The following is a 26,467-nucleotide window of genomic DNA, read 5'->3' as shown; positions in this document are numbered from 1 at the left end:
CCGGACCGGGCGGCGCGTCCTCGCCGCACGCCCCCGCGGCCCGAGAGACCACGATGACCTCCACCGCCGAGCCCGGCCACGAGCCCGTCCCCGAGACGCCGACGCACGCCGTCCCCGAGACGCCGACGCACGCCGTCGTCGAGCAGATCCCCTTCCCCGCGTCCGTGTCGCCTGACGCAGCAGGCGCCGCCGACTACGTCGCCGCCGTCGACCTCGAGAACGCCGTCCGGCGCGCCGCGATCGGCTCCGACGAGCTCTCGTGGGAGCCCGACGAGCAGCTCCCCCACCTGCTCGACGAGGTGCACAGCGACCACCGGCTCTTCGGCGTGCGGGAGCAGGGCCGTCTCGTCGCGGTCGGCTGGTACGAGACGCGCCGTGAGGGCGACGCCGCGACGACCGCCTGGCTCGACGTGTCGGTGCTGCCCGAGGCCCGCCGCCGCGGCCACGGCACGCTGCTGGCCGAGCACCTCGAGCAGCTCGCCCGCGCCGAGGGGCGGACGCAGGTGATCGCCTACGTGCGCTCCCGGGGCGAGGGCGAGCCGCGCCTCCTTCCCCCACCGGCGCCGGGTCGGTGCCGCGGGGGAACGACGAGGTGCGCTTCCTGCTGGCCCGGGGCTGGGAGCTCGGCCAGGTGATGCGCTGCAGCCGGCTGCCGCTGCCCCCGGACGAGGAGGCGCTCGGCACGGTCCGCGAGCGCGCCCGGTCGGCCGCGGGCGACGCCTACCGCCTGCACACCTGGGTCGGCCGTTCGCCCGAGCGCTGGGTCGACGACCTCGCCGCGCTCGAGACGCGGATGAGCACGGACGCCCCCGCCGGCGGCCTCGACGAGCCGGAGGACGTCTGGACCGCCGAGCGCTGGCGCGACGAGGAGGAGCGCTCGATCTCCGGTCCCCGCACCCGGTTCACGGCGGTGGTCGAGCACGTCGCCTCCGGCAGGCTCGTCGGGTTCAGCCAGGTCGAGGCGCCGGCCGACCGCGCACGACCGGCGTTCCAGCAGGACACCCTCGTGCTGCGCGAGCACCGAGGGCACCGGCTCGGCTGGCTGCTCAAGGTCGCCACGACCGACCTGTTGCTCGCCGAGCGTCCCGGGCACCCCGCGGTGTTCACCTTCAACGCGGAGGAGAACCGGCCGATGCTCGACGTCAACGAGGCCGTGGGCTTCGTTCCGTTCGAGCACGAGGGGGCGTGGAGCAAGAAGCTGTGACGCCTCGACCTCGTGTCAAGGCCCTGACCGCGTCGGACCTGCCCGGCTACCGTCGAGCATGACCGGCGGGGAGGGCAGCTCCCCGCCGGTCGTCGACTCCTTGGACGTTCACGTCCGTCCGCCCGCCCCGCCCCGCCCGCCGCCGTCGATGTCGAGAGGTCCCCGCCGTGAGTCCCTTCCTGCCCCGCACCGCTGTCGTCACGGGCTCCGAGTCCGGGATCGGCCGGGCGACCGCGGTCGCCCTCGCCGAGGCGGGCCTCGACGTCGGCGTGACCTGGCTCGACGACCAGGCGGGGGCGGAGGCCACCGCCGAGGAGGTGCGTTCCCGTGGGCGCACCGCCCACGTCGCGCACCTCGACCTCGGGCAGCTCGAGAGCTGCGGGGACGTCGTGGACGACCTGGCCGAGCGGCTCGGCGGCCTCGACGTGTTCGTGAACAACGCGGGCACGGGGTCGTCCGTCCCGGTCGTGGACCTCTCGCTCGAGGAGTGGCGGCGGGTCGTCACGGTCGACCTCGACGCCGCGTTCGTCTGCCTGCAACGCGCCGCCCGGCGGATGGTCGCGGCGGGCACCGGCGGGCGCCTCATCGGCGTGACGAGCGTGCACGAGCACCAGCCGCGGGTCGGCTCGGGCGCCTACGACGCCGCGAAGCACGGGCTCGGCGGGTTGCTCAAGACGATGGCGCTCGAGCTCGGCCGGGACGGCATCACCGTCAACGCGGTCGCGCCCGGCGAGATCGCGACCCCGATGACCGGACAGGCCGACGTCGACCCCACGACGGTGGACCGGCCCGGCGTTCCGCTCGGACGTCCCGGGGACGCGCGCGAGGTCGCGGCGGTGATCGCGTTCCTCGCGTCGCCCGCGGCCGGGTACGTGACGGGCGCCTCCTGGGCCGTGGACGGGGGGATGCTGCAGATGGGGCCACAGGGCGGGTCGCACCTGGTGGGCGACGGGTGGCGGCGCGTCTGACCGCGGACTCGCGTCCTACGCCGTGAAGTCGGCGCTGATCTCGGCGTGCACCTCGATGTCGGCGGGGGCGAGATCGAAGCCGCCACCGCCTCCTGCGGGGGACGTCGCCGCGCGGGCGAGGCCGAAGGTCGCGGCACCGCCCGCCGCCCCGGGGCGCAGTCCGGGCTCGAAGACGGCGACGAGCACGGGCTGCGACAGGCCGAGCGCCTCGGCGTAGTCGCGCGCTCGCGTCACCGCGTCGCCGACGGCCGCGACGCGGGCCGCCCGCTCGGCCTCCGCCCGCGAGTCGTGGCCGAGCGACCACTCGAGCGCGTCGACCGAGACGCCGTCGATCCGGGCCAGCTCGGACACCCAGGCCGAGAGCGCCGCGAAGTCGCTGAACCGCACCACGACGACCGAGCGCGCCCGGAAGCGGGCGGGCAGGTCGGGGTCGGGAGCCGAGGAGGTGCCGTCCGCGTCCCAGCGGACCGGCGGGACGACGGGGCCCACGGTCACGTCCTGCGCGCTCCACCAGGTCGCGGCGCCCTGCCGTCGGTGCCCCGTGGCCTGCTCGGAGACCCGCGCGTGCAGCGACTCGGCCTCGGCGACGACGGCCTCACGGTCGGTGCCCTCGGCGACGAGCGACAGGTGCACGACCCCCCGTTCGGCGTGGTGCCGGTGGACGACGGAGCCGGTGACGGCGATCGTGGTCATGGTCTGCCTCCTCGAGTGGGCGGGCGGTCGGCCGGGGCGGCGCGCGCCTCCTCGGCGGTCGCCGCCAGCAGGCCGGGCTCGGCCTCAGAGGCCGGGCTGCGCCTCAGGCTACGGGCGCCTCGTCCGCACCGTCGAGCACCGCGGGGGCCGTGACCCGCGACATGAAGGCGACGAGGTCGGCGAGCTCCTCCTGTGAGACGCCGTGGGCGAGGCCCGGGTAGACGGTCTGCTCGGCGTCGGCGTGCGTCTCGAGCCAGGCGGAGGTGCGCTCGACCGCGGCGACCGGGATCACCGAGTCGACGTCGCCCCTGCCGTAGAAGACGGACGGTCGGACCTGGGCGAGGGCCTCGTCACGAGCGGCGGACGCTGCGGCCGTATCGGGGTCGGCGTCGGGCGCGGTCGGCACGACGAAGCCCGCCAGCACCGCGGCGAACTCGAAGCGGCGAGGAGCGTGCCGCAGCAGCTGCAGCGACAGCGAGCCGCCCTGCGAGAAGCCGAGCAGGCTGACCGAGGGGTGCGCGTCGCCGAGCGAGTCGAGCCAGGCGAGCACGGCCTCCGCGGCGTCGTCCACGGCGCCGGCGGACGGGGCGCCCGGCGTGCTGAGCGGGTACCAGGAGAAGCCGTCGCCGTGCGGCAGCGGGGCGCGCAGCGACGCGAGCGCGACGTTCTGCGGCAGGTAGGGGGCGAGTCCGATCAGGTCGCCCTCGTGCGAGCCGACGCCGTGCAGCAGCACGACGAGCGGCCGCCCGGCCCGGTCGGGCTCCTCGACGGACCAGCGGACCAGGGCGGGATCGATCGTGACCATGCCTCGACCCTGCCAGACGGGCTGACGGGACGCGCGCCTCCTCGGGGCTCGGAGAGCGTTTCGTCACCCGACCGTGACGAAGGGCTAGTAGACAGGGGCCATGAGCTCCGTGCAGACCCCCGACCCCACGCCCGGCGACCCCAACCCGGGCTGGCTGTCCGAGGAGGAGCTGTACACGATCCGGCAGCGCATGCCGATCCTCTACGTCGAGGCGGTGCCGGTGCGGACCGACGGCATGGGCGTCGTGACCGAGGTCGGGGTGCTGCTGCGCGCCTCCGAGGGGGGGTCGATCTCGCGGATGCTCGTCTCGGGGCGCGTGATGTACGGCGAGAGCCTGCGGACGGCGCTGTTCCGCCACCTCGAGAAGGACCTGGGGCCGATGGCGTTCCCGCAGCTGCCGCCGTCGCCGGTGCCCTTCCAGGTCGCCGAGTACTTCCCGCTGCCGGGGTCGTCGGTCTACACGGACGCCCGCCAGCACGCCGTGTCGCTCGCGTACGTCGTGCCCGTCACCGGCACCTGCGACCCCCGCCAGGACGCGCTCGAGCTCACCTGGCTGACGCCGCACCAGGCCGCGTCGGACGACGTCGCCGGCGAGATGGAGGGCGGGCGCGGAGCACTGCTGCGGAGCGCGCTCGCCTCGGTCGGCGCGCTGCACTAGCACTGCGCCGCGCCGCTGCGCCGCGCCCGCGCTGCGTGGCGCGCCCGGCGGCATCGCTGCACCCCTGAACCAGCGCTGCACCCCTGGAACCGACGGTGCCATGCGGATCCGAGGGTGCAATCCGGATCCGAGGGTGCGGCGGGCGACTTGTCCACAGCCGAGGAGGCTCGGGTCGCGCCCCGAGGACCGCCTGCGACATGCTCGTCTCGTGCGTGACATGTCAGGACTGCTCGTCCTCCGGCAGGAGGTCGTGGCCGACGGGGGCGACAGCTCGACCCTCGAGCGCGACGCCCGGCGCGGGCGCCTCGTCCGCCTGACCGCAGGGGCGTACGTCCGCGCCGACGAGTGGGCCGCCCTGACCCGCGCAGAGCAGCACGGGGCCCGCGTGCACGCGGTCGTGCCGCGGCTCGGGCCGGACACGTTCGTGTCGCACGAGTCGGCCCTGGCGCTGCAGGGCTTCCCGCTGCTGGGCGAATGGCCGACGCGGGTGCACGTCGTGTCCCGGGGGCGCCCGCGCACCAAGGTCAGCTCGACCGTGCACCGACATGCCGTGGCCCTGCGGAACGACGAGACCAGCGTGGTCCAGGGGCTGCCGGTGGTGCTGCCGCGACGGGCAGCGGTCGACGTCGTCCGCCGATGGGACCTCCGTGGCGGGGCCGTCGTCCTCGACCACGGTCTCGCTGTCGGCGCGTTCTCCCGAGAGGACCTCGAGGGAGTCCTCGCCGAGCACGGTCGTGCCCAGGGCAGCCGGCGGGCCGCCGCCTCCGTGGCCTTCGCCGACGGGCGAGCCGAGTCGCCCGGGGAGTCGATCAGCCGCGCCGCCATGCACTCCGCGGGGCTGACGCGACCCGAGCTGCAGGCCCGTCTGCCGGCCGAGGGGTCGCTCGTCGGGTTCGTCGACTTCTGGTGGCCGTGCTGCGGGGTGATCGGCGAGTTCGACGGAGAGGTGAAGTACAGGGACCCCGCGATGCGCGCAGGGCGCACCGCCGAGCAGGTCGTCGTCGAGGAGAAGCTGCGGGAGGACGCCCTGCGTGCACTGCCCGGCGTCCGCACCGTCGTGCGCTGGGGCTGGGCGGAGGCGCTCGCGGTCGAGCCGCTCCTCCGGAAGCTGGCCCGCGCGGGCGTCTGCTGAGGCGGTGCCGCCGGAGCGCCGCCCGAGCGCGCGGCCCCCGCCGGGCGCTGCACCCCCTGTTCGGCACTGCACCAGCGGTTCCGGAGGTGTCGTGCGGGTTCGGGGGTGCAGCGCGGGCGCGGGCGCAGCGCGGGCGCAGCGCGGGCGCGGGCGCAGCGCGGGCGCGGGCCCAGCGCGGGCGCGGGCCCAGCGCGACGCCCCCGGGCGGCGCGGTGGCGCCGCCCGGGGGCGTGGGTGCACGTGGTGCCGTGGGGCCTAGCGGCCGCCGCGCTGGCCGCCGCCGCTGCGGGGCTTGCCGCCGACGAGACCGCCGACCTTGAGGCCGCCGGGGCGTCCGCCGTCCGAGGAGGCGCGACGCGAGCCGCCGCCGGAGCGACCGCCCTGCGAACGCTCGCCCTGCGACGCCGCGAAGTCGGCCTGGTCGTTGCGCACGGCGTTCGTGCGGCTCTGGCCGCCGTCGCTCTGGGCGCGGCGTCCGGGCTGGCGGGTGCCGCGAGCCTCGGAGTCGCGGGCGCCGCCGTCACGTACGGGCGTCGACGCGCCGCGGCCCGACTCGGTCGAGTAGAAGGTCGAGGCGCCGCCGCGGGGAGCAGCGTCGCGCGAGCGACCGCCGCCGTCGCGTCCGCCACGGGGTGCTCCGTCACGACCGCCCGAGCGGGCGGGTCCGCCGTCGCGACCCGCGCCTCCTGCACGGCCGCCGCCCGCAGCGGGACGACCCGAGCGGTCGGCACGGGCGATCGGGGCGCCGGTGCTGTCCTGGCGGGCGGCGCGCTTGCGCTGGGCGTTGGCGCCCTGCGAGCGACCTCCGCCGCCTCCGCCGTTGCCGCCCTGCTGCTGCTGGACGGCCGACTTCGGCAGGGGCTTCACGTACGCGGCGACCTCGCCGACGAGCGCCGCGACCTCGGGGGAGGAGGTCGTGACGGCCGTGGTGGTCGGCTTGATGTCGGCCTTCTTCATCAGCTGGGCGACGTCGCGCTTCTGGCTGGGGATGACGAGGGTGACGACGTCGCCCTCGGCTCCGGCGCGGGCGGTGCGGCCCGAGCGGTGCAGGTACGCCTTGTGCTCGGTGGGCGGGTCGACGTGGATCACGAGCTCGATGTCGTCGACGTGCACGCCGCGGGCGGCGACGTCGGTGGCGACGAGCACGCGGGCCGAGCCGTCCTGGAACGCGGCGAGGTTGCGGTCGCGCTGCGGCTGCGACAGGTTGCCGTGCAGGTCGACCGAGGGGATGCCGGCCTCGGTCAGCTTCTTGGCGAGCTTCTTGGCGTGGTGCTTGGTCCGCATGAAGAGGATGCGGCGCCCCTTGCCCGAGGCGAGCTTCTGCACGAGGGCGTTCTTGCTGTCGAGGTCGGGCGTCTCGAAGACGTGGTGGGTCATCGCGGCGACGGGCGAGTTCGCCTCGTCGACCGAGTGCAGCACCTCGTTGTGGAGGAACTGCTTGACCAGCTTGTCCACGCCGTTGTCGAGGGTCGCGCTGAAGAGCAGGCGCTGGCCGTCGTTCGGGGTGGCCTTCATGATGCGGGTGACGCCGGGCAGGAAGCCCAGGTCGGCCATGTGGTCGGCCTCGTCGAGCACGGTGATCTCGACGGCGTCGAGCTTGATGAAGCCCTGCTTCATGAGGTCCTCGAGGCGGCCGGGGCACGCGATGACGATGTCGACGCCCGACTTGAGGGCCTGGACCTGGCGGTTCTGCGAGACGCCGCCGAAGATCGTGGTGGTGTTCATGCCGTACGCGGCCGCCATCGGCGCGAGGACGGCGTCGATCTGCGTGGCGAGCTCGCGCGTCGGGGCGAGCACGAGGCCGAGCGGGCGGCCCGGGCGGCGCTTGCCGCCGGCGAGCTTGCCGCCGAGGCGCGCGGCCATCGGGATCGAGAAGGCGAGGGTCTTGCCCGAGCCGGTCTTGCCGCGGCCGAGGACGTCGCGTCCGCCGAGGGTGTCGGGGAGCGTGTCGACCTGGATCGGGAAAGCGTTCTCCTTGCCGTCCTTCGCGAGGGCGGAGACGATCGGGGCGGGGACCCCGAGGGAGGCGAACGAGACGGCGGGGGCGTCGGTCGCGTCGGCGACCGGGACGACGGGGGAGTCGGTGGTGAGTGACATGCGTGCCTTTCAGGGGCAGGTGTCGAGCCGGGCCGAGGCTGCGGGCCACGCGTCTCGGTCGCCCTGACGCAGTGGTCGTGGGCGTTGCCGGGAACGGCGGTGCAGAGCCGGTGAGCGGCTGTCGTAGCCGGGCTCGAGGTGTGGCGACGGTGCAGGTGTGCACGATCGTTTCGCCGCAGAGTGAGCTTCGCGCGCCTGCTGGATGCCTGGGTGTGTGCCAGGGCGAGAGGCGAGGAGGGGCGTGCTACGACGCAGGGAGCCGGTCGGGCCGACTCGCAAGTGACATCAGCTTAGCGGCACTCGTCGCAGAACGCGAGGAGGTGCGGGCCGGGCACGCGAGGAGGCGCGGGCCGGGCACGCGAGGAGGCGCGGGCCGGGCCCGCAGGGCGCGCACGCCGGGCAGGCGGGTCGACCTAGGAGAAGAGGCCGCGGATCGCCTTGCCGAGGGCCGTCCTCCGACGGTGCCAGCCGTGTGCGGCGAGGGTCCGCTTGACGGGACCGACGACCTTCGCCGAGTTGAACGTGTACGAGCCGGACGCAGTCCCGACGCTGCGCTCGGTGTTGATCTCCGACCGCTTGTACTCGTGGGTCTCGGGCAGCAGGGTGATGCGCAGCCGGTAGCCGGAGCGGCTGCTGCCGAGCATGCCCCGGGCGTCCTGGTACACCCAGGTGGCGACGATCCTGCCGTCCTCGACGGCGACCGTGAACGGGTTCGCGGGGTCGCGGCCGAGTGCGAGCAGCGCCTCCGTCACGACCTCGGGCGAGGAGGGGGCAGCTGTCGCGGATGAAGAGCCGTCGGGCGGCGTCGGCACGGTCATGCGGCCACGCTAGCGGACAGGTCGTCCTGCCCCCGCTGCACGGTCCGGGCCGGGGCTCAGTGTGCCCCCGAGTACCGCTCGCCGACCGGGATCTCGACGGCCACGCGGTTGCCGGGCTGCGCGAGCGGGCAGGCCCACGCGGGGTCGTAGGCGCAGCTCGGGTTGTAGGCGAAGTTGAAGTCGAGCACGATCGTGCCCGGCTCGGAGCCGGGCCCGAGGTCGGCGCCCTTGACGGAGTCGATCAGGTACCGACCACCTCCGTAGGTGCCGCCCGGCTTGCCGGCGAGCGCGTCCCCGACCGGCACGAACAGGCCGCCCCCGTACGAGCGCAGCCGCCACACGTCGAGCGAGCCGACGCCCGGCACCTCGACGCGCCCTACCCGGTCGAAGGGCACGTCGCCGTCGGTGCCCGTCTCGACGACCATGCGGTGCGGCTCCGCGGGCAGGATGGGCACCTCGAAGCGCCACGCGGCGTCGTACGGCTTCGTCGGCAGGCCGGTGAAGTGCGGCCTGTCCTCGGGGAGCAGCGGCGTGACCGGGTTCGTCGTGAAGAGCTCGTCGCGGGTGCGTCGCCACAGGTCGTGCGCCGCCTCGAGGTCGGTCGCCTCGCGCACCTGCCGGTACAGCCCGTGGATCGTCCGGCGCCACGCCGCCAGCGCGAGGCCCGAGTCGGTGTCGGGCACGAGGGGCGCGGCCGCGGCGGCGTCGCCTGCGGCGGTGGGGGACGAGGAGGTGGGGGTCGGGTCGGTCACGCGGGCGACGGTAGTCGGGACGCCTCCTCGGGGACCGGGAAGGCGCCTCCTCGTCTCGCGGCGGCCGGTCGGGCGACGACCGGGCCGCTCTCCGGGCAGCCGGTCGTGCGACGGCGCGGTCTGCCAGGATCGGCCCGGGGGCGACGGTCGTCCCGTCAGGGGGAAGAACATGCAGAACAGGATCCGCACGGCCACGACCGTGCTCGTCACGACCGCGGTGCTGGGGCTCGGGCTCGCGGGGTGCTCCGCACAGGTGAACCGGACGGTCTCCGCCGACAAGTTCGCGACCACGGTCGCGGACGCGCTCGAGCAGACCGTCGGCCAGCGACCCGACGTCGACTGCGGCGACGACGCGATCGACCTCGTCGACGGCGACGAGGTGCACTGCGACGTCGGCGCGATCGGAGACGAGACGGTCTACGACTCGGTCTCGACGATCAGCACCGACGGAGGCGACGACTACTCGGTCGCCGTCGAGGTCGACCAGGAGCCGAAGGGCTAGGTCGCGCTCGCCCCGGTCGGGACGTGGCCGCGTGCGCCGGTCTCGACCGGCGCGTGCTCGCGCTCAGCCCGCGTGGCGCGGGTGCGTCTCGGGTGCACGCCAGCCCGGCGCGAGGGCGCGCATCCGGAGCGCCCGCCACTGCCAGACGAGCCAGAGCCCGGGCCACAGGGCGATGCCGACCGGCCCGGCGTGGAACACCAGGCGGTCGCGCAGCAGGGTCTCGTCGGGGCCCAGGGGCGACACCGCCATGCGGTGGTCGATGCGCATCCGCGAGAACTGGCCGGCGGTGCCCCTCCCGGTGTCACGCTGGATCCAGGCGCCGTCACGGTCGTGCCAGTCGAGGTCGACGTGCGTGTCGCCGAGGGGCAGCAGGCCGAGGATGTGGGCGGTCACGGGGTGCGCCTCCTCGGTCCAGCGGCTAGGGAAGCCGTCGGGCGCGAGCGAGCGGTACCGCACCAGCGGCTTCGTCACGGCGACCATGACGGCCGGGTCGCGCAGGGCGTCGGCCGCGGCGTCGACGGGACAGGCGAGTCGGATCTTGAGCTGCACGTGCATGCGGACGAGTCTGCTCCCGTGGGCTGGGCGGCGGGCGCGGCGTGTCGGACGCCGGTGCTGGGCGGCTCTCCTCATTCAGGAAGATCGCTCCTGAGTCGCGCACCGGGGGGACTCCCGGTCCTGAGTCGTGCACGGTTCAGGAAGTGCGGGTCGCGACGTCCTGCATCGTGCAGCCCGCGCTCGTCGTAACGCGGGGCAACGCACCGACCCGAGGAGGCGCCCCGACCTACCCTGAGGACGTGACCGCACCTCGCACAGCCCCGCAGCAGACGGCATCTCAGCCGCAGGCCCCGCAGCAGCAGCCCCGGCACAGGGAGCCGCACCAGTCCAAGTACCAGGTCCGCCTCGACCAGGGCGTCGCCGGTGCGGCCCGCGTCGCGCCCGGGGCGCACGTCGTGGTGGTGGTGGACGTCCTCGACGGGCACGGCCTCCTCTCGACGGCCGACGTGCTCGACGCGGTCGCCGCCGTCTCGGACGCCGAGGCGCTCGTGCTGCACGCGACCGCCGCCTCCTCGGCCGACGTCGCCCGCCGGGTGCTCGACCGCCAGGCCGAGCGGGGCGACCGCGCAGTCGTGGCCGTGGTCGCCGCGGGCGCGCTCGACGACGACGGGTTCCGCTCCGCCGTCGAGGACGTCCTCGCCGCGGGGGTCGTGGTCGACGCGCTCGCCGCCTCCGGCATCGACTTCTCGTCGCCCGAGGCCGCCGTCGCGTGTGCCGCGGCCGTGTCGCTGCGGGGCGCTCAGTCCCACCTGCTGACCGCCTCCTCGTCTGCTGCCGAGCTCGTGGCGACCGGGCAGGAGGAGGCGCTGGCCGCCGCCCGCACACCGGCCGCCGTCGCGACGGTGCACCGTGTGCCGTCCGGCGAGGACGGCTGACCCGGCTGACCCGGCTGACCCGGCTCGCACGGTTGACCCGGCTGGCCCGGCTCGCACGGGGAACAGAGCGAGCTGGCGTAGCGTTCTGCCCAGCACGGGGGCCGACCGAGCCCCCGACCAGAGGAGTGGACGATGAAGGCAGTTCTGAGCGACGGCACCGTGGTCGCCGAGGCACCGAAGGACGAGCTGATCTCGATCGAGGGCAACTGGTACTTCCCGCCCGCGAGCGTCAACGACGAGCTCTTCGAGAAGAGCCCCACGCAGTACCACTGCCCGTGGAAGGGCGACACCCAGTACTTCAGCGTGAAGGACGGCGAGACGCTGCTGCAGGACCGCGCGTGGAGCTACCCCACGCCGATCCCCGCGTCGTTCGACCGCGTCGGCAAGGACTACACCGGCTACGTCGCGTTCTGGAAGGACGTGCAGGTCGTCGAGTAGGCGCACCTGTCGCCTCGCACCCGCGAACGAGCACCGCACCCCTGAATCCGGGGGTGCGGTGCTCGTTCGCCGGTGTGGTGTGCGGGCCGTTCGCAGGCTCACCCGGCGCGTTCGGCGTGACGCTGCGCGTCACCGCTGAGCCGATCCGGGTTCGCAGGCTCACCCGGCGCGTTCGGCGTGACGCTGCGCGTCACCGCTGTGCCGATCCGGGTTCGCAGGCTCACCCGGCGCGTTCGGCGTGACGCTGCGCGTCACCGCTGAGCCGATCCGGGTTCGCAGGCTCACCCGGCGCGTTCGGCATGACGCTGGCGCGTCACCGCTGAGCCGAACGCGCCCTGTGCGCTCGGACCTTCGCCCGGTTGCCGCAGCGCTGCATCGAGCACCAGCGGCGGCTGCGGGCCCGCGACTCGTCCCGGTAGACGAGCCCGCACAGCGGGTTGGCACAGCGCCGGAGGCGCGACTCGTCCCCGCCGCCGAACCCGACCTCGTCGAAGAGCCGCACCCCGTCGCGGGCGACCGAGGCCAGCGCCTGACCCAGCCGCAGCCGCCCCGCGCCGGCCTGACGGCGACCACCGGCGAGTGCGGGAGGCACGTCCGGCGTCGCGGCGAACAGGTTGAGCATGTCGACGTCGCCGGGGTCGGGCGAGGCCCCGTCGACCGCGGCGACGGCCAGCCGCGCGATCGCGTCGCGGAGGCCGCGGGCGTCCGCGAGCTCGCGGTCGGAGGCTCCGCCGCCGATCCCGGGGAACCGCTCGGCGAGCCAGTCGTCGAGGTCGGCGGGCAGCAGGAGGCCGTCCCAGGGTGACGAGCCGTCGACCGGCTGCGCGAGACCTGACTCGGGGCCGAGGCGCGAGCCGGCGCGGAACCCGCCGAGGTACGCGAAGTCGAGCGCGAGCGCCCCGGAGTCGAAGAACCAGAGCGTGCCGGTGTCGGAGCGCAACCACTGCCCAGTCTTCATCTGACCACCGTAGCCGGTTACGCGGCTCGGCTCGCGCCTCCTCGGCTCTGCGGCTCCGCACATGCCGACCGCGGACGTGCGACACGCCGCGTGGTGGGGCGGATCCCGGGCGTGTCGAGCCTTTGCGGTCGGCATTTGCGGGCCCGACGGGGGCAGCGGCAGCGGCAGTGGCAGTGGCAGTGGAGCGAGACAGATCTGGCAGATGACTCCCCGCAGGGCTGACTCCTAGGTCGCCCACGGTCGGATCCCTCTCAAATTTGAGAAGGGTTCAACCGGACGTCGGGCGCTGGGCGCCGGGCGCGAAGGCGGGCCCCGCGGCTCAGAGCGTCAGACGGCGCGCTTGGTCCAGGTGATGAGGTGCGCGGGGTCGTACCGGCGCGAGCAGCGACCGCAGGCAAGGGGCCGCTTCGGCTCCCGGTAGCGGAAGTGCTCGTGCCCGGCGGCGCAGACGCCGACCCACGGGGCCAGCTCGGAGGCGATCGCCCCGTCGTGCAGCCGGCCGCCGACGTAGCCCAGCTCGGTGGCGACGCTCTTCCAGCGCGGACCGTGGCCCGCCCGCGACCCGGCGACGGCGTGCGCGACCTCGTGCAGCAGCACCTGGTGGATCTCGTCGTCCTCGTACCTGCCCGCGAGGTGCCGTGACACGGTGATCCGCTTCTTGCCGTAGTCGCAGAGCCCGGCACGGGTCTTGGCCGCGTCGAAGCCGAAGCTCCACACGGCAGGGTCGAGGTGCAGGGCGATCAGGGCGTCGGCCCAGCGCCGCACCCGGTCGAGGTCGGCCACGGTCAGCCCCTCCGCGTGGCGGGCACGGTCCGGGGCGTCACGAGGAGGCGCGGCGCAGCATCGACGCGCAGGTCAGCGCGACGGGAACGGCCAGGTGGTCGGCTCGTCGTCGCGCGGCAGCCCGTCGACGACCCCGGTGACGCCGGTGGCGCCGCGGCGGGGCTCGCCGTCGTCGTCGACCGCGGGGGCGTCGACGACCACGGCACGCTCGCCCTCGCGGTCACGGTGCCCGGCGGCGTTCGCCGCGAGGCTGGAGATCTTGCCCCAGAGGCTGGTGTCGGCGCGGGTCGACGGCTTGTCGAGCACGGGCTCCGACGGGGCGACAGGCACCGAGGAGGCGGCGGGCGCGTCACCGGGATCGATCCGCATCGCGGCGGCGAGGGCAGGCTCGATCGGCGCCGGGGCCTGCGGGGCCGGGACCGCGGCCGACGCGGCAGCTGCGGCAGCCGCGCCGGGCTCTGACGTCGCGGGCGAAGCCGGGGCGGGCGCGGCGGAGGCGGCGGGAGCCGGGGCGTCCGCGTGCTCCGGGGACTGCTGTGCGCCTCCTTCGCCCTGGCCGTCGTGCCCGACAGCCGCGGTCGCGGGCGACCCGCCCCCGACGCGAGGCAGGCCCGAGGGGTTCGTGTCGCCCTCCTCCGGCGGCGAGACGACGGCCGCGTGGGCGCCCGTCGCGGCGCGGCCGATCGGCGTGATCGAGCCGGTCTCGCGGGCGTGCGCGGGGCCCTCGTGCGCAGCCCGCATCAGCCCCTCGATCACGGTGCGGAGCGCGTCGAGCCGGTCACGGGCGGCGCCGGCCTGCTCGTAGGCCGTCAGCGCGGCGGTGAGGACCTCGTCGCTCTCGTCGTAGCGGCCCAGGTCGAAGAGCGTGTAGCCCTCGAGCTCGGCGGCGGTGGCCTCGAGCACGCGCCACTCCTCGGTGGAGGCGGTGATGCGGCTGGTGTGCAGGTCGCCGAGCGCGCGCTCGAGCTTGCCCTGCTCGCGGAGGACGTGCGCACGACGGATGCGCGCCGCCGTGGAGTCGGCTCGGTCGCCGGTGAAGTGGGCGAGGCGGAACGCCTCCTCGGCGATGGCGAGGGCCTCGTCGAGGCGCCCCAGGGTGCGCAGCAGGTCGGCGCGCTCGCCCAGGGCGGAGGTGCTGCGGCTCTGGCCGAGGGCCGCGAGACGGGCCTCGGCGGTGCGCACGTCGACGGCGACGCGGAGGCTTATCGGCTCGACGCCGGGGACCGGACGGGAGGTGCGGCCCGAGGGCGCGTCGGAGCCCGGCGGCACGCTGCGGGGGCGGGTGCTGCCGGTCGCGGATCCGGGGTTCGAGTCGTGCTGGCTCATCGAGTACGAGGGTAACCGCAGGGTGGTCGTTCGGGCCGTCCGGCGCGCGCTCGGCGGCGGTCCGCTCGAATACTGTGGTGGTCCTCTCAAATTTGAGAGTGATCCGCCGCGTCGTGACCGGGGGAGCTGGGCAGCGAAGGGCGGGCGAGCAGGATCTGTCTCGCTTGGTCGCCACCGCGCGTGGTCCTCTCAAATTTGAGAGTGATCCGCCGCGTCGCGACCGGGGGAGCTGGGCAGCAAGGGGCGGGCGAGCAGGATCTGTCTCGCTTTGCGGCGGCGGCGGCGGCGGCCACGACCGGATCGCAAGAGGCGCGGGTCGACCCCTGCCGGACCTGGCGCCGCGCGGCGCCGCGCCGCGCCCGTCAGCCGACCGGCTGCAGCGGCACGCTGACGATGCGGTCGTCGCCCTGCCGGGTGTCGCCGCGGCCGTCGGTGTTGTTCGTCAGCAGCCAGAGGGTGCCGTCCGGCCCGGGCAGCACGTCGCGGATCCGCCCGAGCGACTCGTCGCCCGAGAACCGCTCGGTCGACGTCGCCTCGCCGGCCTCGGGCACCTGGATCTCGAAGAGCGTCTCGCCGCCGAGACCCGCCAGGAACAAGGTCGACCCGACGGCCGTGAGGCCGCTCGGGCTCGCCTGGTCGGTGCGCCACTGCAGCACCGGCTCGAGGAACCGGCCCGACGACCCCGACGACCCCGACGACCCCGACGACCCCGACGAGCTCCGGCCCTCGACCTCGGGCCAGCCGTAGTTCGCGCCCGGGGCGAGGGAGTTCAGCTCGTCCCAGGTGTCCTGGCCGAACTCGGCGACCCAGCCGCCGCCCCACGCGTCCCACGCGATGCCCTGCGGGTTGCGGTGGCCGAGGCTCCACACGGGCGACCCGGGCATCGGGTTGTCGCTCGGCACGGCGCCGGTCGGCGAGATCCGCAGCACCTTGCCGCCGAGCGAGGTCTCGTCCTGCGACGCGGTGTCGTCGGAGGCGTCGCCGGTGGTCGCCCAGAGCATGCCGTCGGGGCCGAAGGCGATGCGGCCGCCGTCGTGGTTGCGGGCGGCGGGGATGCCGGTGAAGACGTCCTCGACGGGGCCGAGTCCGTACGAGCCGGGCTCGCCCGTGAGGGGCGCGCGCACGATGCGGTTGTCGTCGGCGGTCGTCAGGTAGGCGTAGAGGTAGGAGGGCGACCCCGCGAGCACGGCGAGCCCCAGCAGGCCCGACTCGCCCTGGTGCACGACGCCGTCGAGGGTCGCGACGTCGCGGACCGACCCGTCGCCGGTCAGCTCGACGACGCGGCCGCTGTCGCGGAGGCTGATGAGCGATGACCCGGTGTCGAGCCGCACGACCGACCAGGGGGCCTCGAGGCCGGTGACCACGTCGGTCGGCTCGGCCCCGTCGGCGACGCGGACCGCCGCGGTGTCCGTGGTCGGCGCGACCGGACCGGGACCGGGCGTCGTCTCGACGGGTGCGGCGGCGTCGCTCGCCGAGCGGGACGACGACGTGCCCGGGGACGCGCCGTCGCCTCCGGTGCAGCCCGCGAGCAGGAGGGCGAGGGAGGTCGTCACGGCAGCGGCGACCACGGCGCGCGTGCGCCGGGCGGGCCGGGGTCGGGGCCGGTCTCGTGTCATGGGGTGCACCTCCTCGTGCTCCAATCAGACATGAGGAGGAGCGGGCCGGGCGACGGGTGCGGCGCATCGTTGCACGACCGTGACGAGTCCGTCACCCGACCGTGACGAACGTGCGAGCGGCAGTGGCGTCGCGGAGACAGATGGGTACACTGGGCAGTCGTTCAGGTGCAGGACTCACGGGGGAGCGGGACATGCCCATAGACGGTTGGCGGATCGACCCTGCGACGGCGCGTGCCGCCGTGGCCGGGGCACGGACAGAGGCAGAGGGGTTCGGGCAGCTCGAGGTCGGCCTCGTGAGTGCGCTGCAGTCGGCGTCGACGGCGACGTCCGGCAAGGCGCCGTCCACGACGTCGTCGCTCGAGCGCATCCTCACGGACCCGTTCGAGCTCGACCTGGCCGCGGTCGCGCAGCGCCTGTCCGCGGCGGTCGAGGCGACGGAGGCGGCGATCGCTGCGTACGAGGCGGGCGACGCCGAGATGGGCACCCGCAGCGACGGGGCGGTGGAGCCGCGATGACCGCCTTCGAGGAGCTGCGCGAGCTGCCCGACCCGGGCACGCTCCAGGCGGCCGCGACGTCGCTGACGACCTTCGGCTCGGACGTCGTGTCGGCCGTCGACGCCGCGAGCCGCTCGTGGGCAGGGCTCGGCGGCGGCGACGTCTACGAGACCCCCGAGCGCGAGACGGTCCTGCAGGCGATGCAGAAGCCCGCGACGATCGCGGCGATGATCGAGCAGAACGCCGGCACGGCCGCCGCGGCGCTCGACGCCTACGCGGGCGACCTGCAGCGGCTCGCCACCCGCAGGGCGGCCCTCGTCGAGGACGTCGCGGCGCACGCGGCGACGCCCGCCCCCGTCGAGGACCCCGACGACCCGGCCGGGCACGAGGCCGACGTCCGCGCCGCCGAGGCCGCCACGGAGGACCTCGCCGAGCGCGTGCGCCGGTTCAACGTCGACGCCGACGCCGCCGACCAGGACTGCGCCGACGCGCTGAACGTGCTCGACAAGTACTCCGACACGGTCGTCGCGCGGTTCCACGACCTCACGTCGGACGGACTCGGCGGCGTGCTGACGGGTGGTCTGATGGCCACGACCGAGGAGGCCCTGTCGCGCTGGCGCCGAATCGCCATCGTGCCGGCGGACGCCGTCCCGACGATCATGACGGTGCCGGCCCCGGACGACTTCGTCAACGGCAAGCCCGTCTGGCGCAGCCCCGGGTCGTCCCTGCTCCTGCCCAGGCCTCCGGCGCCGCCTCCGCTGGAGGTGGGTCCCGGCGTCCGGCCGCACGACCTCTTCGTCGGCGACGCGAAGGTCAGCCCCGGTGCGATCCCCACGGCGGCCAAGTGGGGCGGCCGTGCGCTCGGAGCTGCCGGCTTCGTGCTGACCCTCGGCGCAGCCGGCTACGAGGAGTACGTCGCCGACCAGCGCGACCACCCCGAGTGGACGACGTCGCAGCGCGCCGAGAGCATCACGACGGCGACCGTCATCAAGGGCGGAGCGGGCGTGGCGACCGGGTTCGCCGGCGCGGCCGCCGGCGCCGCCCTCGGGACGCTGATCTTCCCCGGCGTGGGCACGGCCATCGGGGCGATCGTGGGCGGCGGGCTCGCGAGCGGCTTCGGCGCCGAGCCGCTCGGCGACGTGCTCACGGGATGGTATGAAGGCAGTGCGGCCGAGGACGCCGTCCACGACGTCTGGGAGGACCTCTTCGGATGATCATCGCAGCAGTGGTGGGACTCGGCATGATCGTGCTCGGCGGATCGGCCCAGCTCGGGCTCTGGCGGTCGTGGACCCGACGCCAGCCGCCGAGCTTCGTGCTGCCGTGGTGGTACCTCGGCGTCGGCGTGCTCATGGCGCTGCTCTTCGGCCTCACGGCCGACACGTCGGCCGCCGTGGCCCTCGGGTCGCTCGGCGTCGCGCTGGTCGCCCTCGTCTTCTTCGTCGGCCTGCTCGTGTTCGGCGTCCCGCGCCTCCTGCTGCCTCGCTGGTACCGGGCGAGCCGGGGTCTCTCGTGAGCGAGTCGCGCGTGGTCGCCACGCCCGACGTGCTCGTGCCCGTGCCCGACGGCTGGGTCGTGGTCGACGACGCGCCCGAGGCGGTCGTCCTGGCGTGGCCGGAGCGTCCCGACGACAGCTTCCGACCGAACGTGGTGGTCACCCGCCGCCCTTCCGACGAGCCCGTGCCCGCCGCGTCGGCCGACGTGGTCGCGGCGACGCTCGGCCTGCAGCGCGACGCCCAGGTGCTGGCCGTCGAGCCGCTCCACGACGGTGCCGTGCCGGGCCGCCTGGTCACGTACGGCTACGACTCCGACTCCGCGTACGTGTGCGTGCAGCAGTGGGTGTTCGCCACGGGCGCGACGCACGTGCACGTGACCGCGAGCTGTTCGATCGACGAGATGCTGCTCGTCCACCCGCACTTCTCCGAGCTCGTCCGCGGGCTCGACTTCTCGCCGGGAGGCGCCCCGTGATGCCCCAGCTCGACGTCGCCGCCTCCGCGAAGGTCGGCCAGGACCTCGAGTCGCTCGAGCGGGTGCCGCTGCACCAGCCTCGACCGACGTCGCGGTGGTCGGTCAGCGACGAGGCGCTGCAGCACCTCTGGTCGATCCGCGAACGCGGCCTCGTGGCCAAGGCGAAGCGGACGTCCGAGGCCGGGCGTGAGCTCCGCTCGGCGGGGCTCACCACCGCTCTCGGCGCCCTGACCGCCGACGGGGCCACCGTCGCCCGGTGCATCGGCGCCCCCGTCGCCACCTTCGGCGTCGAGGCCCGTCACGCGGGGCGCACGAGCACCTGGGGCTACTGGGCCGACCGCGAGATCGGGGTCGTGCAGGCGAGGGCGTCCGTGGCCGAGCTGCTCGAGGGCCCGGCCGTGGCCGCGCCGGCGCAGGACGCGCCGGCGCAGACCGGGCCGGTCCACCTGGAACTGCTGCCGCTCGACCGGGCCGTGGGGCGCCTCCTCGCCTGGACCGGGCTGTCGCCCGCCTGGGCCGTCGCCGAGGACGAGCCGCTGATCCTGCCGGCCGACGTGCTCGACGACCGCATCGACCGCCCCGGGCCGCGGTCCGAGCCGTCGCCGGTCGACGACTGGGCGATGCGCCGTCTCTGGGACCGGCCGGCGTGGACGCAGATCTCCGGCTGGTCGGCCACGACGGGCAACGGCTTCCGGGTCGTGACCGCGGGCGACGCCGGCGCGTTCCGACGTCAGCCGGTGGTCGACCGCCCCGACCTCGTGCAGCTGTTCCCCGTGCCGACCGGCACCGTGCTGCAGGACGTCCTCGCGATGTTCACCGAGCGCCGCGTCGACGCCTGACCGGCAGACACCCCGGAGTGGACGATGCACCCCGCAACGACGGGGTGCATCGTCCACTCCGGGGTGCGGGGCGGGTCAGGCGCGGGCGGTGCTCAGGCGCGGGCGGCGAGCTCCGCGCGCAGCGGCCAGTCCTGGCCCTCGAGGATGAGCTGCGCGGCCCGGCCGGTGCGCGTGTTGACGACGACCGGCGCGAGCAGGTTCACCGTCATGCCGCTGGCCGCAGGGGTCGCGACGACGAGCAGCAGCGCCTCCGCGGCGTCGTGCAGGTCGAGCCCGGTGGTCTGCTCGTCGGTCAGCACCGGCGAGTAGTCGGGCAGGTGCACGGCGGCGTCGAGCACGTAGAGCCGGACCTCGGACGACGTGTCCGTCGCCCGCAGCGCGAACAGCCCGGTCGCGCCCTCGACCTCGTCGAGGACGAAGTCGACCAGCGGCTCGAGCCCGAAGGGAGGCGCGACGAACGCCACGGGGGCGGTCACGGCGCTCATCGGAGGAAGTCCATCAGCGAGACCTGGAGCACCTTCGCGGTGACCTGCAGGGCGGCCTGGTACGAGTTGTTCTGCAGCTGCAGGTCGAGCACGGCCTGGCCGAGGTCGAGGTCCTCGAGCCCGGCGCGCTGTGCCTCCAGCGTGACCTTCGTGTCCATCAGGGTGTCCTCGGCTCTCAGCAGCTGGGCGTGGCGCGCGCCCATGTCGGACTGCACGCTGCGCAGGCCGGACACACGGGCGTCGACGGTGGTCAGGTGGGACGCGACGTCGCCTCCGCTGCGGAGGCTGGTCGCGATGTCGTCGATCAGGGCGAAGACGGAGGAGGCGCCGATGCCGAACGCGGCCGAGCCGTCCGAGTCGACCGCGACGGTCGTCTCCGGCCCGATGCGGCGGGTGACGCTGGACCCCGCGGTGCCGGTCCAGCTGTAGTCGGCGCGGAAGGCGACCCCGGCGTCCGAGGTGCCGGCGAAGACGCTGCGGCCGTTGATGCTCGTGTTGGCGACGCCGAGCAGATCGGCCTTGAGGCCCTCCAGCTCGACGGCCACCGCCTCCTTGGCGTTCGGCGACAGCGAGCCGTTGGCGCCCTGGAGCGTCAGCTCGCGCACCTTGGCCATCAGCGAGTCGGCGGCGATCAGGGCGGAGTCGGTCGTGCTCAGCCAGCCGTCGCCGTCGGCGACGTTGCGGGTGTGCTGGGCGTGGGCCGACTGCAGGCTCTTCACGCGCAGGGCCTCGGCCGTGGCGGTGGGGTCGTCGGAGGGGCGGCTCAGCTTGTCGAGGCTCGTGGCCCGCTCCTGCGCCTGCGCCAGGCGCACGGAGCCCGCCTGCAGGTGCTGCTGCGACTGCAGCGCGGTCATCTGGTTCGTCACTCGTGTCAGCATCGTCCCTACCTCCCGACCCGGCCCATGCCGTTGATCAGCGTGTCGAGCATCTCGTCGATCGCGGTCATCACGCGTGCGGCGCCCTGGTAGGCGTGCTGGTAGCTCAGCAGCGAGACGTTCTCCTCGTCGAGGCTCACGCCCGAGCCCGAGAGCTGCCGGTTCTTCGCCGACGACGCGGCGAGGTCGGCGAGCGACGACTGTGCCATCTCGCTCTTGGCGGAGGCTCCGATGCCGGCGACGATCGACGACCAGGCGCGGTCGGGCGAGCCCGAGCCCACGCCGATCTGCGCGATGCGCTGCGCGACGGAGCCGTCGAGGGCTCCCGCGCCGCCGCCCGACGCGATCGAGGAGGCGCCGGTCGGCACGACCGTGAGGCCGCGTGCCGCCGAGACGCCGGGCGCCAGGGCGAAGAACTGGCCGGCGGGCTGGCCGTCGGCGCGGACGCCGCCGGCGTGCACGGCGTTGACCTGCGTCGCGAGCTGCGTGGCGAGGGCGTCGTACGAGGCCGCGGCCTCGGCGAGGGCGCCGCCCTGTCCGCCGGCCGCGGGGCCGAGCAGCGAGACGGCGCCGGCGAGGCTGCCGCCGTCCATGGCCACGGGGTCGCCGGGGCGATGCGCCCACTCGACGGTCACGCCGGTCGAGGCGCTCATCGCGAACTCGCCCTTGACGACGACGCCGCGCGCGGTCGTGCCGCTGACGAGGGCGTTGCCGCCGATCAGCACGTCGACCGTGCCGTCGCCGGCGTCGCGGACGGTGCCGCCGGCGATCGAGGCGATCTGCTCCGTGAGGCGGGCGCGGGCGTCGATCAGCTCGTTGGCGCTGGTGCCGTCCTGCACGGCCGAGCGGATGCGGCCGTTGAGGTCGGCGACCTGGCGGGCGGCGTCGTTCAGCTGGACGCCGAGGGTCTGGGCGGTGCCGCGGGTGGCGCTCCACTGGTCCTCGACGGCCTGGTGGCCGGAGGCGATGCTCGCGGCGAGGGTCTTCGCCTGGCCGAGCAGCACCGACGCGGGGCCGGTCTGGTCGGGATGGCTGCCGACGTCGCTCCACGAGTTCCAGAAGGCGCCGAGCTGGGCGGTGATGCCCGTGCTGCGCGGCTCGCCGAGGCCCTGCTCGAGGGACGAGAGCGCATCGGCACGCACGGACTGGTAGCCGGCGGCGGCCGCGGCGCCGCGGACCTGGCCGTCGACGACGGCGTTGCCGAGGCGGGCGATCGCGTCGACCGCGACGCCCTGTCCGGGCACGACGCCCGCGCTGAAGCGGCCCGTCCGGGCGGGCGCCTCGACCGAGCTCTGGCCGACGCGCTGGCGCGTGTACCCCTCGGTGTTGACGTTGGCGATGTTCTGGCCGGTCACGTCGATGCCGGTGCGGGCGGCGACGAGGCCGGTGTAGGCGGTGTGCAGGCTGCCGAAGGTGCTGACCATCACAGCCGCCCGTCGAAGAGCTGACCGCCGGAGACCTGGCTGCCGGAGGCGGCGCCCGCGCCGGCACGTCCGGCGCGCTGTGCCGAGGCGCCCCCGACAGAGCCGCTGGCGTCGTAGATGCTGCCGGCGGCCGCGTCGGCCGCCGTGGCCATGGTCTCCTGCGTCGCCCGGGCGGCGGCGCGGAGGAACCGCTCGTTCTCGTCGCGCAGCTGCGCGATGCGGGCGGTGAGGTCGGTCATCGACCTCAGGTGAGCCGTGAAGATCTCTCCCCAGGGGCCTGCGGGAGCCGCGGCGATGATCTCGCGGAGGGGCGCCTCCTCGTCCGTGCCCCACTCCTGGGCGACCGACGAGACCTCGACGGCACGGGCCAGCCCGGCCTCGCGGAGGCGCTCGAGCACCTGCTCGACCTCGCGGGTCGCGTGCTCGATCCAGCGGGTGCGGCCGGCGGTGAGCAGCAGCTGCTCCTCCTCCAGCTTGAAGGTCAGCAGCTCCAGCAGCTCTCGCTCACGCCAGAGCAGCGCGGACAGCTCGTTCGCGCCCATGGGGCCTCCTCGGTCAGGGGGTCGTCGGGTGGTGCAGCGGAGCGGTGATGTCCTCTGCACGGGGGACTATCGGCGTCCCGCCGTCCGGCGTTAGGCGGCGGGCGTCCGCCTGCCCCTCCTCATTCAGGAACATCTGGCCTGACTCTCGCGGCGGGGGGACCGATCGTCCTGACTCGTGCACGACGCAGGAACCCTCGCGCGCAGGTTCCTGCACGATGCGACACGGTGTCGCCGAGCAGAGGTCGGGCTCGCGTGCACCCGCGCTCCCCGCGCACACCCTCGTGCGCGAGCGGGGGTGCGCGCGCAGTTCGACGGGTGAGACCGGCTCACTCGCTGAGCTACACCCCCGAACCGGCGCTGCACCCCGTGAACGGAGGGCGTAGCGCTGGTCAGAGGGTGCAGCTCGGGGCGGTCGGAGGCTCAGGGCAGGCCGCGCACCGAGAACACCTGGTCGAGGAACACCCGCCCCGCACCGCGCAGCCCGCCCGAGCCCTGGTGCCGCGTGACCTCGACGAGCAACTGGTCGGTCGCCATCGGCAGGCAGTCGGCCCAGAGCGTCGAGCGGACGCCGGCGACGAAGACGTCAGAGTCGGCCAGCACGCCGCCGAGCACGAGCCGGTCGGGGTTGAAGAAGTTGACGATGGTCGCGAGCACGCCGCCCGTCATCACCCCGGCTCCGCGCAGCAGGCCGGTGGCGAGGGGGTGCGCGTCGCGGGCCAGGTCGATCATCGCCTCGACGGTCGAGACGTCGTGGCCCGCCAGCTGCATCTCGCGCACGAGCGCGTTGCCCGAGGCGAGCGCGTCGAGGCAGCCGGTGCGGCCGCACGAGCACGGGACGGCGGTCGCGCCGGGCACCGTGACGTGGCTGATGTCGCCTGCCCAGCCGTTGCTGCCCGTGTAGAGCTCGCCGCGCGAGACGATGCCGCAGCCGATGCCCGAGCCGACCTTGACGAAGACCTGGTCGGCGGGCACGGCCTCGTCGCCCTCGGCCACGAGCTCGCCGGCCGCCATGAGGTTCGCGTCGTTGTTGACCACGACGGGCAGGTCGATCTCGCGCCGCACGACCTCGGCGACCGAGACGCCGTTCCAGCCGGGCATGCGCGAGGGCGAGACGATGCGCGCCGTCGTCGACGAGACGGGGCCGGGCACGCCCACCGACAGGCCGCTCAGGCGAGCGTGCCCGGGGTCGCCCAGCTCGTCGAGCATCCCGAGGAGGTGCGCCAGCGACGCCGACAGGACCGCGGTCGGCCCCTCGGCCACGTCCAGGGCCACGTGGCGCTCGGCCAGCAGCGCGCCCGAGAAGTCGACCAGCCCGAAGGAGGCGCGGTCGACGCCGAGGTCGACGCAGCCGACGAGGCCGGCGTCGCCCCGGATCTGCAGCCGCCGGGGACGGCGGCCGCCCCGCGACGCGCCCTCGCCCGTCTCGACGACGTGGCCGAGACGGATCAGGTCCTCCACGCGGGAGGCGACGGTCGAGGGAGACAGCCCGGTCACCCGGGCGAGGTCCGCGCGTGACCTCGCGGCGCCCGTCCTCAGCGGACGCAGCACCTCGACGGCCTGGGGCGTGTGGCGGGGAGGGGCGCGGAACGCCTCGGTCGTCGTCATGGGCCCCTCGCGATGATCGGTCGCGAACCTGATCAGGCTGGTCGCGTTTCTCCAGTATTGCACGAAGTTGATCGAAATCTACGTGTAACAATCGCACAGTAGGTTCCCGTTCCACACGGACGACGACCTCACCGGACGGCGACGCGGCCCCCTTGCCGCACCTCTCGAGAAAGCGGCACCAGCGTGGACAGCACCGCCTCAGGCACCAGCGCGAACGACATGATCACGATGCGCGACGTCCAGAAGCACTTCGGCGAGCACCACGTCCTCAAGGACGTCACGCTCAGCGTGGCGCCGCGCGAGGTCGTCGTGGTCGTGGGCCCCTCCGGCTCGGGCAAGTCCACGCTCTGCCGCTGCCTCAACCGGCTCGAGACGACCACGAGCGGCGAGATCCTCGTCGACGGCGTCCGGCTGCCCGAGGAGGGCAAGGCGCTCGCCGCCCTCCGCTCGGACGTCGGCATGGTGTTCCAGTCGTTCAACCTCTTCGCGCACCGCACGATCCTCGACAACGTGACCCTGGCGCCGATCACCGTGCGGGGGGAGTCCAAGAAGGACGCCCAGGCCCACGGACTCGAGCTGCTCGCCCGGGTCGGCATCGCCGACAAGGCCGACGCGTTCCCCGCCCAGCTCTCGGGCGGCCAGCAGCAGCGGGCCGCGATCGCCCGTGCCCTGGCGATGCGGCCGAAGGTGATGCTCTTCGACGAGCCGACGTCGGCGCTCGACCCCGAGATGGTGAACGAGGTGCTCGACGTGATGGTCTCCCTCGCCGCCGAGGGGATGACGATGATCGTCGTCACCCACGAGATGGGCTTCGCCCGTCGCGCCGCCGACCGCGTCGTCTTCATGGACGACGGTCGCATCGTCGAGCAGGCCGACCCGGCCACCTTCTTCGACCACCCCGAGTCCGACAGGGCGAAGGCGTTCCTGTCGAAGATCCTCACCCACTGACCTCCTCCCCCCTACGCACCTCCGGCAGCACCACCTCCCACAGCAGCCCCATCGAAGAGAGGCACCACCTTGCGCACCTCCCCCTCCCCCCTCCGCCTGCGTCGGGTCGTCCCGGCAGCCGTGGCCGTCGTCGCCATGCTCGGCCTCGCGGCCTGCTCGAGCGACAGCTCGGCCGTCCCCGGCGCCGACCCCAGCGCCTCCTCGGCCGCCTCGGCCCTCGACGAGGTCTACGCGAACGCGGTCGTCGCGGACGCGGCCGACATCCTGCCCGACTCGACGATGGCCAAGATCAAGGAGCGCGGGAAGCTGATCGTGGGCGAGGCACTCGACGCGCCGCTCCTCTCGCAGCAGGACCCGTCGAACCCCGACGACGTGCAGGGCTTCGACGCCGACCTCGCCAAGCTGCTCGCCATCTACATCCTGGGCGAGCCGAACGTCGAGATCGTCCCGCCCGCCTCCGAGACCCGCGAGGCCCTGCTGCAGAACGGCACCGTCGACGTCGTCTTCAACACGTACACGATCACGGAGGAGCGGGCCGAGCAGATCTCGTTCGCCGGCCCCTACCTGGAGTCCGGCCTCGCCGTCGCGGTGAAGGCCGACAACGACGACATCGAGGGCATCGAGGACCTCGGCGGCAAGAAGGTCATCGTCGGCGCCAACACGCCGGCCGTCACCGCCGTGCCCGAGGAGCAGCCGACCGCCACGCTCGTGTCGTTCGCGACCGACCCGCAGGCGATGCAGGCCCTCAAGCAGGGCCGCGGCGACGCATACGTGCAGGACTTCACGCTGCTCGCCTCGAACGCCGCGTCGGACGACTCGATCAAGGTCGTCGGCCAGCCCTTCACGACCGAGGCCTACGGCATCGGCCTCGCCAAGGACGACGCCGACTTCAAGGCGTTCATCAACGACTGGCTCGTGCAGATCGAGGACGACGGCACCTGGGCGAAGGTCTGGGACGCGACCCTCGGCGCGGCCGTCGAGTCGGACACCCCCGACGCCCCCGAGATCGGCTCGGTCCCCGGCTCCTAGCCGGGGTCGTGGGCGCCGGTGCGCCGGCCGGCCGTGGGGGCGACCCGACGGCCGGCCGGCACCCGGTCGCCTCGCTGCAGC

30 protein-coding genes are annotated in these 26,467 nt (G+C 74.5%); 15 read left to right on the top strand and 15 right to left on the bottom strand.

All coding sequences use genetic code 11. The features are described 5' to 3' along the window. Positions 1-53 precede the first annotated feature (53 nt). The 3 genes from ACZZ97_RS13085 to ACZZ97_RS13075 all read left to right on the top strand — a co-directional run bounded on the left by ACZZ97_RS13085 (position 54) and on the right by ACZZ97_RS13075 (position 2,172). Positions 54-635 (top strand): GNAT family N-acetyltransferase, encoded by a 582-nt coding sequence (locus tag ACZZ97_RS13085; protein WP_463473420.1) that lies wholly within the window; start codon positions 54-56, stop codon positions 633-635. Further along, complete coding sequence (locus ACZZ97_RS13080; protein WP_463473419.1) at positions 593-1,204, top strand: hypothetical protein; 612 nt, start codon at positions 593-595, stop codon at positions 1,202-1,204. Before ACZZ97_RS13085 ends, ACZZ97_RS13080 begins: the two co-directional genes overlap by 43 nt. A 167-nt stretch (positions 1,205-1,371) precedes the next feature. Then, on the top strand, positions 1,372-2,172 hold the full coding sequence (locus ACZZ97_RS13075) for an SDR family oxidoreductase (RefSeq protein WP_463473418.1): 801 nt from the start codon (positions 1,372-1,374) through the stop codon (positions 2,170-2,172). A 15-nt stretch (positions 2,173-2,187) separates the two neighbouring features. Here the strand turns inward: ACZZ97_RS13075 and ACZZ97_RS13070 are convergent, their stop codons facing one another. Beyond that, a complete protein-coding gene (locus ACZZ97_RS13070; protein ID WP_463473417.1) occupies positions 2,188-2,865 on the bottom strand; it encodes an SIMPL domain-containing protein in 678 nt (225 codons plus the stop codon). 103 nt (positions 2,866-2,968) lie between these two features. Then, a complete protein-coding gene (locus ACZZ97_RS13065; RefSeq protein ID WP_463473416.1) occupies positions 2,969-3,670 on the bottom strand; it encodes an alpha/beta hydrolase in 702 nt (233 codons plus the stop codon). Between the two features lie 100 nt (positions 3,671-3,770). On the opposite strand from ACZZ97_RS13065, the gene ACZZ97_RS13060 reads away from it, so the two are divergent. Then, positions 3,771-4,328: an NUDIX hydrolase family protein gene (locus ACZZ97_RS13060; RefSeq protein WP_463473415.1), complete on the top strand. Its 558-nt coding sequence runs from the start codon at positions 3,771-3,773 to the stop codon at positions 4,326-4,328. 217 nt (positions 4,329-4,545) lie between these two features. Next, on the top strand, positions 4,546-5,460 hold the full coding sequence (locus tag ACZZ97_RS13055) for a hypothetical protein (protein ID WP_463473414.1): 915 nt from the start codon (positions 4,546-4,548) through the stop codon (positions 5,458-5,460). A gap of 255 nt (positions 5,461-5,715) precedes the next feature. On the opposite strand, the gene ACZZ97_RS13050 is transcribed toward ACZZ97_RS13055, so the two are convergent. From ACZZ97_RS13050 to ACZZ97_RS13040, 3 genes are all read right to left on the bottom strand, one after another. Further along, entirely contained in the window at positions 5,716-7,557 is a 1,842-nt protein-coding gene (locus ACZZ97_RS13050) for a DEAD/DEAH box helicase (protein ID WP_463473413.1), read from the bottom strand. Between the two features lie 413 nt (positions 7,558-7,970). After that, a complete protein-coding gene (locus tag ACZZ97_RS13045; protein WP_314104144.1) occupies positions 7,971-8,375 on the bottom strand; it encodes a hypothetical protein in 405 nt (134 codons plus the stop codon). Between the two features lie 56 nt (positions 8,376-8,431). Further along, on the bottom strand, positions 8,432-9,058 hold the full coding sequence (locus tag ACZZ97_RS13040) for a DUF1684 domain-containing protein (protein ID WP_146903578.1): 627 nt from the start codon (positions 9,056-9,058) through the stop codon (positions 8,432-8,434). A 238-nt stretch (positions 9,059-9,296) separates the two neighbouring features. Here ACZZ97_RS13040 and ACZZ97_RS13035 point away from each other — a divergent pair, with 238 nt between their 5' ends. Further along, on the top strand, positions 9,297-9,629 hold the full coding sequence (locus tag ACZZ97_RS13035; protein WP_314104145.1) for a DUF4333 domain-containing protein: 333 nt from the start codon (positions 9,297-9,299) through the stop codon (positions 9,627-9,629). Positions 9,630-9,692: 63 nt separating this feature from the next. Here ACZZ97_RS13035 and ACZZ97_RS13030 read toward each other — a convergent pair whose 3' ends face one another. After that, positions 9,693-10,184, bottom strand: coding sequence for a hypothetical protein (locus tag ACZZ97_RS13030; RefSeq protein ID WP_314104146.1), 492 nt, complete (start codon positions 10,182-10,184; stop codon positions 9,693-9,695). 239 nt (positions 10,185-10,423) lie between these two features. Here ACZZ97_RS13030 and ACZZ97_RS13025 point away from each other — a divergent pair, with 239 nt between their 5' ends. Beyond that, the gene (locus ACZZ97_RS13025) at positions 10,424-11,059 is read left to right on the top strand and encodes a 2-phosphosulfolactate phosphatase (protein WP_463473412.1); all 636 of its coding nucleotides are present in this window, start codon (positions 10,424-10,426) and stop codon (positions 11,057-11,059) included. A gap of 132 nt (positions 11,060-11,191) precedes the next feature. Continuing rightward, complete coding sequence (locus tag ACZZ97_RS13020; protein WP_123547613.1) at positions 11,192-11,497, top strand: DUF427 domain-containing protein; 306 nt, start codon at positions 11,192-11,194, stop codon at positions 11,495-11,497. A gap of 313 nt (positions 11,498-11,810) precedes the next feature. Here the strand turns inward: ACZZ97_RS13020 and ACZZ97_RS13015 are convergent, their stop codons facing one another. From ACZZ97_RS13015 to ACZZ97_RS13000, 4 genes are all read right to left on the bottom strand, one after another. Next, a complete protein-coding gene (locus ACZZ97_RS13015; RefSeq protein WP_463473411.1) occupies positions 11,811-12,455 on the bottom strand; it encodes a CGNR zinc finger domain-containing protein in 645 nt (214 codons plus the stop codon). Between the two features lie 327 nt (positions 12,456-12,782). Next, complete coding sequence (locus ACZZ97_RS13010; protein WP_123547615.1) at positions 12,783-13,238, bottom strand: SprT-like domain-containing protein; 456 nt, start codon at positions 13,236-13,238, stop codon at positions 12,783-12,785. 72 nt (positions 13,239-13,310) lie between these two features. Beyond that, positions 13,311-14,564: a tetratricopeptide repeat protein gene (locus tag ACZZ97_RS13005; RefSeq protein ID WP_463473410.1), complete on the bottom strand. Its 1,254-nt coding sequence runs from the start codon at positions 14,562-14,564 to the stop codon at positions 13,311-13,313. A gap of 362 nt (positions 14,565-14,926) precedes the next feature. Next, positions 14,927-16,180: a PQQ-dependent sugar dehydrogenase gene (locus tag ACZZ97_RS13000; RefSeq protein ID WP_463473409.1), complete on the bottom strand. Its 1,254-nt coding sequence runs from the start codon at positions 16,178-16,180 to the stop codon at positions 14,927-14,929. A 191-nt stretch (positions 16,181-16,371) separates the two neighbouring features. On the opposite strand from ACZZ97_RS13000, the gene ACZZ97_RS12995 reads away from it, so the two are divergent. Genes ACZZ97_RS12995 through ACZZ97_RS12975 form a run of 5 tightly spaced genes read left to right on the top strand, consistent with a single transcriptional unit; the run spans position 16,372 to position 19,478 of the window. Continuing rightward, on the top strand, positions 16,372-16,695 hold the full coding sequence (locus ACZZ97_RS12995) for a DUF6507 family protein (RefSeq protein ID WP_463473408.1): 324 nt from the start codon (positions 16,372-16,374) through the stop codon (positions 16,693-16,695). Then, on the top strand, positions 16,692-17,888 hold the full coding sequence (locus ACZZ97_RS12990; protein ID WP_314104199.1) for a hypothetical protein: 1,197 nt from the start codon (positions 16,692-16,694) through the stop codon (positions 17,886-17,888). The genes ACZZ97_RS12995 and ACZZ97_RS12990 overlap by 4 nt, the downstream gene beginning before the upstream one ends. Continuing rightward, positions 17,885-18,187 carry a hypothetical protein gene (locus ACZZ97_RS12985; protein ID WP_314104197.1) on the top strand — a complete coding sequence of 101 codons (303 nt, stop codon included), beginning with the start codon at positions 17,885-17,887 and terminating at the stop codon, positions 18,185-18,187. The genes ACZZ97_RS12990 and ACZZ97_RS12985 overlap by 4 nt, the downstream gene beginning before the upstream one ends. Next, positions 18,184-18,639, top strand: a complete 456-nt coding sequence (locus ACZZ97_RS12980; RefSeq protein WP_463473407.1) for a hypothetical protein — start codon at positions 18,184-18,186, stop codon at positions 18,637-18,639. Before ACZZ97_RS12985 ends, ACZZ97_RS12980 begins: the two co-directional genes overlap by 4 nt. Continuing rightward, complete coding sequence (locus ACZZ97_RS12975) at positions 18,639-19,478, top strand: hypothetical protein (protein ID WP_463473406.1); 840 nt, start codon at positions 18,639-18,641, stop codon at positions 19,476-19,478. Before ACZZ97_RS12980 ends, ACZZ97_RS12975 begins: the two co-directional genes overlap by 1 nt. A gap of 92 nt (positions 19,479-19,570) precedes the next feature. Here the strand turns inward: ACZZ97_RS12975 and fliW are convergent, their stop codons facing one another. From fliW to ACZZ97_RS12950, 5 genes are all read right to left on the bottom strand, one after another. After that, on the bottom strand, positions 19,571-19,963 hold the full coding sequence (gene fliW, locus ACZZ97_RS12970; RefSeq protein ID WP_194614013.1) for a flagellar assembly protein FliW: 393 nt from the start codon (positions 19,961-19,963) through the stop codon (positions 19,571-19,573). Then, positions 19,960-20,841: a flagellar hook-associated protein FlgL gene (gene flgL, locus ACZZ97_RS12965; RefSeq protein WP_463473405.1), complete on the bottom strand. Its 882-nt coding sequence runs from the start codon at positions 20,839-20,841 to the stop codon at positions 19,960-19,962. The genes fliW and flgL overlap by 4 nt, the downstream gene beginning before the upstream one ends. Positions 20,842-20,846: 5 nt before the next feature. Continuing rightward, positions 20,847-22,262: a flagellar hook-associated protein FlgK gene (flgK, locus tag ACZZ97_RS12960; protein ID WP_463473404.1), complete on the bottom strand. Its 1,416-nt coding sequence runs from the start codon at positions 22,260-22,262 to the stop codon at positions 20,847-20,849. Continuing rightward, positions 22,262-22,804, bottom strand: coding sequence for a flagellar protein FlgN (locus tag ACZZ97_RS12955; protein WP_463473403.1), 543 nt, complete (start codon positions 22,802-22,804; stop codon positions 22,262-22,264). The genes flgK and ACZZ97_RS12955 overlap by 1 nt, the downstream gene beginning before the upstream one ends. Positions 22,805-23,224: 420 nt before the next feature. Then, positions 23,225-24,409, bottom strand: a complete 1,185-nt coding sequence (locus ACZZ97_RS12950) for an ROK family transcriptional regulator (RefSeq protein ID WP_463473402.1) — start codon at positions 24,407-24,409, stop codon at positions 23,225-23,227. 219 nt (positions 24,410-24,628) lie between these two features. On the opposite strand from ACZZ97_RS12950, the gene ACZZ97_RS12945 reads away from it, so the two are divergent. Continuing rightward, complete coding sequence (locus ACZZ97_RS12945) at positions 24,629-25,357, top strand: amino acid ABC transporter ATP-binding protein (RefSeq protein WP_123548277.1); 729 nt, start codon at positions 24,629-24,631, stop codon at positions 25,355-25,357. Positions 25,358-25,426: 69 nt separating this feature from the next. Then, positions 25,427-26,386, top strand: a complete 960-nt coding sequence (locus ACZZ97_RS12940) for a glutamate ABC transporter substrate-binding protein (protein WP_463473401.1) — start codon at positions 25,427-25,429, stop codon at positions 26,384-26,386. The last annotated feature ends 81 nt before the right edge of the window (positions 26,387-26,467 follow it).

Source organism: Frigoribacterium sp. AC512 (assembly GCF_979258295.1).
This window is presented reverse-complemented; position numbering and strand designations above follow the sequence as displayed.

Coding starts and splice junctions, on each gene's coding strand:
- ACZZ97_RS13085 (WP_463473420.1), top strand. CDS start 54: ATGACCTCCACCGCCGAGCCCGGCCACGAGCCCGTCCCCGAGACGCCG.
- ACZZ97_RS13070 (WP_463473417.1), bottom strand. CDS start 2,865: ATGACCACGATCGCCGTCACCGGCTCCGTCGTCCACCGGCACCACGCC.
- ACZZ97_RS13065 (WP_463473416.1), bottom strand. CDS start 3,670: ATGGTCACGATCGATCCCGCCCTGGTCCGCTGGTCCGTCGAGGAGCCC.
- ACZZ97_RS13060 (WP_463473415.1), top strand. CDS start 3,771: ATGAGCTCCGTGCAGACCCCCGACCCCACGCCCGGCGACCCCAACCCG.
- ACZZ97_RS13055 (WP_463473414.1), top strand. CDS start 4,546: ATGTCAGGACTGCTCGTCCTCCGGCAGGAGGTCGTGGCCGACGGGGGC.
- ACZZ97_RS13050 (WP_463473413.1), bottom strand. CDS start 7,557: ATGTCACTCACCACCGACTCCCCCGTCGTCCCGGTCGCCGACGCGACC.
- ACZZ97_RS13045 (WP_314104144.1), bottom strand. CDS start 8,375: ATGACCGTGCCGACGCCGCCCGACGGCTCTTCATCCGCGACAGCTGCC.
- ACZZ97_RS13035 (WP_314104145.1), top strand. CDS start 9,297: ATGCAGAACAGGATCCGCACGGCCACGACCGTGCTCGTCACGACCGCG.
- ACZZ97_RS13030 (WP_314104146.1), bottom strand. CDS start 10,184: ATGCACGTGCAGCTCAAGATCCGACTCGCCTGTCCCGTCGACGCCGCG.
- ACZZ97_RS13020 (WP_123547613.1), top strand. CDS start 11,192: ATGAAGGCAGTTCTGAGCGACGGCACCGTGGTCGCCGAGGCACCGAAG.
- ACZZ97_RS13015 (WP_463473411.1), bottom strand. CDS start 12,455: ATGAAGACTGGGCAGTGGTTGCGCTCCGACACCGGCACGCTCTGGTTC.
- ACZZ97_RS13005 (WP_463473410.1), bottom strand. CDS start 14,564: ATGAGCCAGCACGACTCGAACCCCGGATCCGCGACCGGCAGCACCCGC.
- ACZZ97_RS13000 (WP_463473409.1), bottom strand. CDS start 16,180: ATGACACGAGACCGGCCCCGACCCCGGCCCGCCCGGCGCACGCGCGCC.
- ACZZ97_RS12995 (WP_463473408.1), top strand. CDS start 16,372: ATGCCCATAGACGGTTGGCGGATCGACCCTGCGACGGCGCGTGCCGCC.
- ACZZ97_RS12990 (WP_314104199.1), top strand. CDS start 16,692: ATGACCGCCTTCGAGGAGCTGCGCGAGCTGCCCGACCCGGGCACGCTC.
- ACZZ97_RS12985 (WP_314104197.1), top strand. CDS start 17,885: ATGATCATCGCAGCAGTGGTGGGACTCGGCATGATCGTGCTCGGCGGA.
- ACZZ97_RS12975 (WP_463473406.1), top strand. CDS start 18,639: ATGCCCCAGCTCGACGTCGCCGCCTCCGCGAAGGTCGGCCAGGACCTC.
- fliW (WP_194614013.1), bottom strand. CDS start 19,963: ATGAGCGCCGTGACCGCCCCCGTGGCGTTCGTCGCGCCTCCCTTCGGG.
- flgL (WP_463473405.1), bottom strand. CDS start 20,841: ATGCTGACACGAGTGACGAACCAGATGACCGCGCTGCAGTCGCAGCAG.
- flgK (WP_463473404.1), bottom strand. CDS start 22,262: ATGGTCAGCACCTTCGGCAGCCTGCACACCGCCTACACCGGCCTCGTC.
- ACZZ97_RS12955 (WP_463473403.1), bottom strand. CDS start 22,804: ATGGGCGCGAACGAGCTGTCCGCGCTGCTCTGGCGTGAGCGAGAGCTG.
- ACZZ97_RS12950 (WP_463473402.1), bottom strand. CDS start 24,409: ATGACGACGACCGAGGCGTTCCGCGCCCCTCCCCGCCACACGCCCCAG.
- ACZZ97_RS12945 (WP_123548277.1), top strand. CDS start 24,629: ATGATCACGATGCGCGACGTCCAGAAGCACTTCGGCGAGCACCACGTC.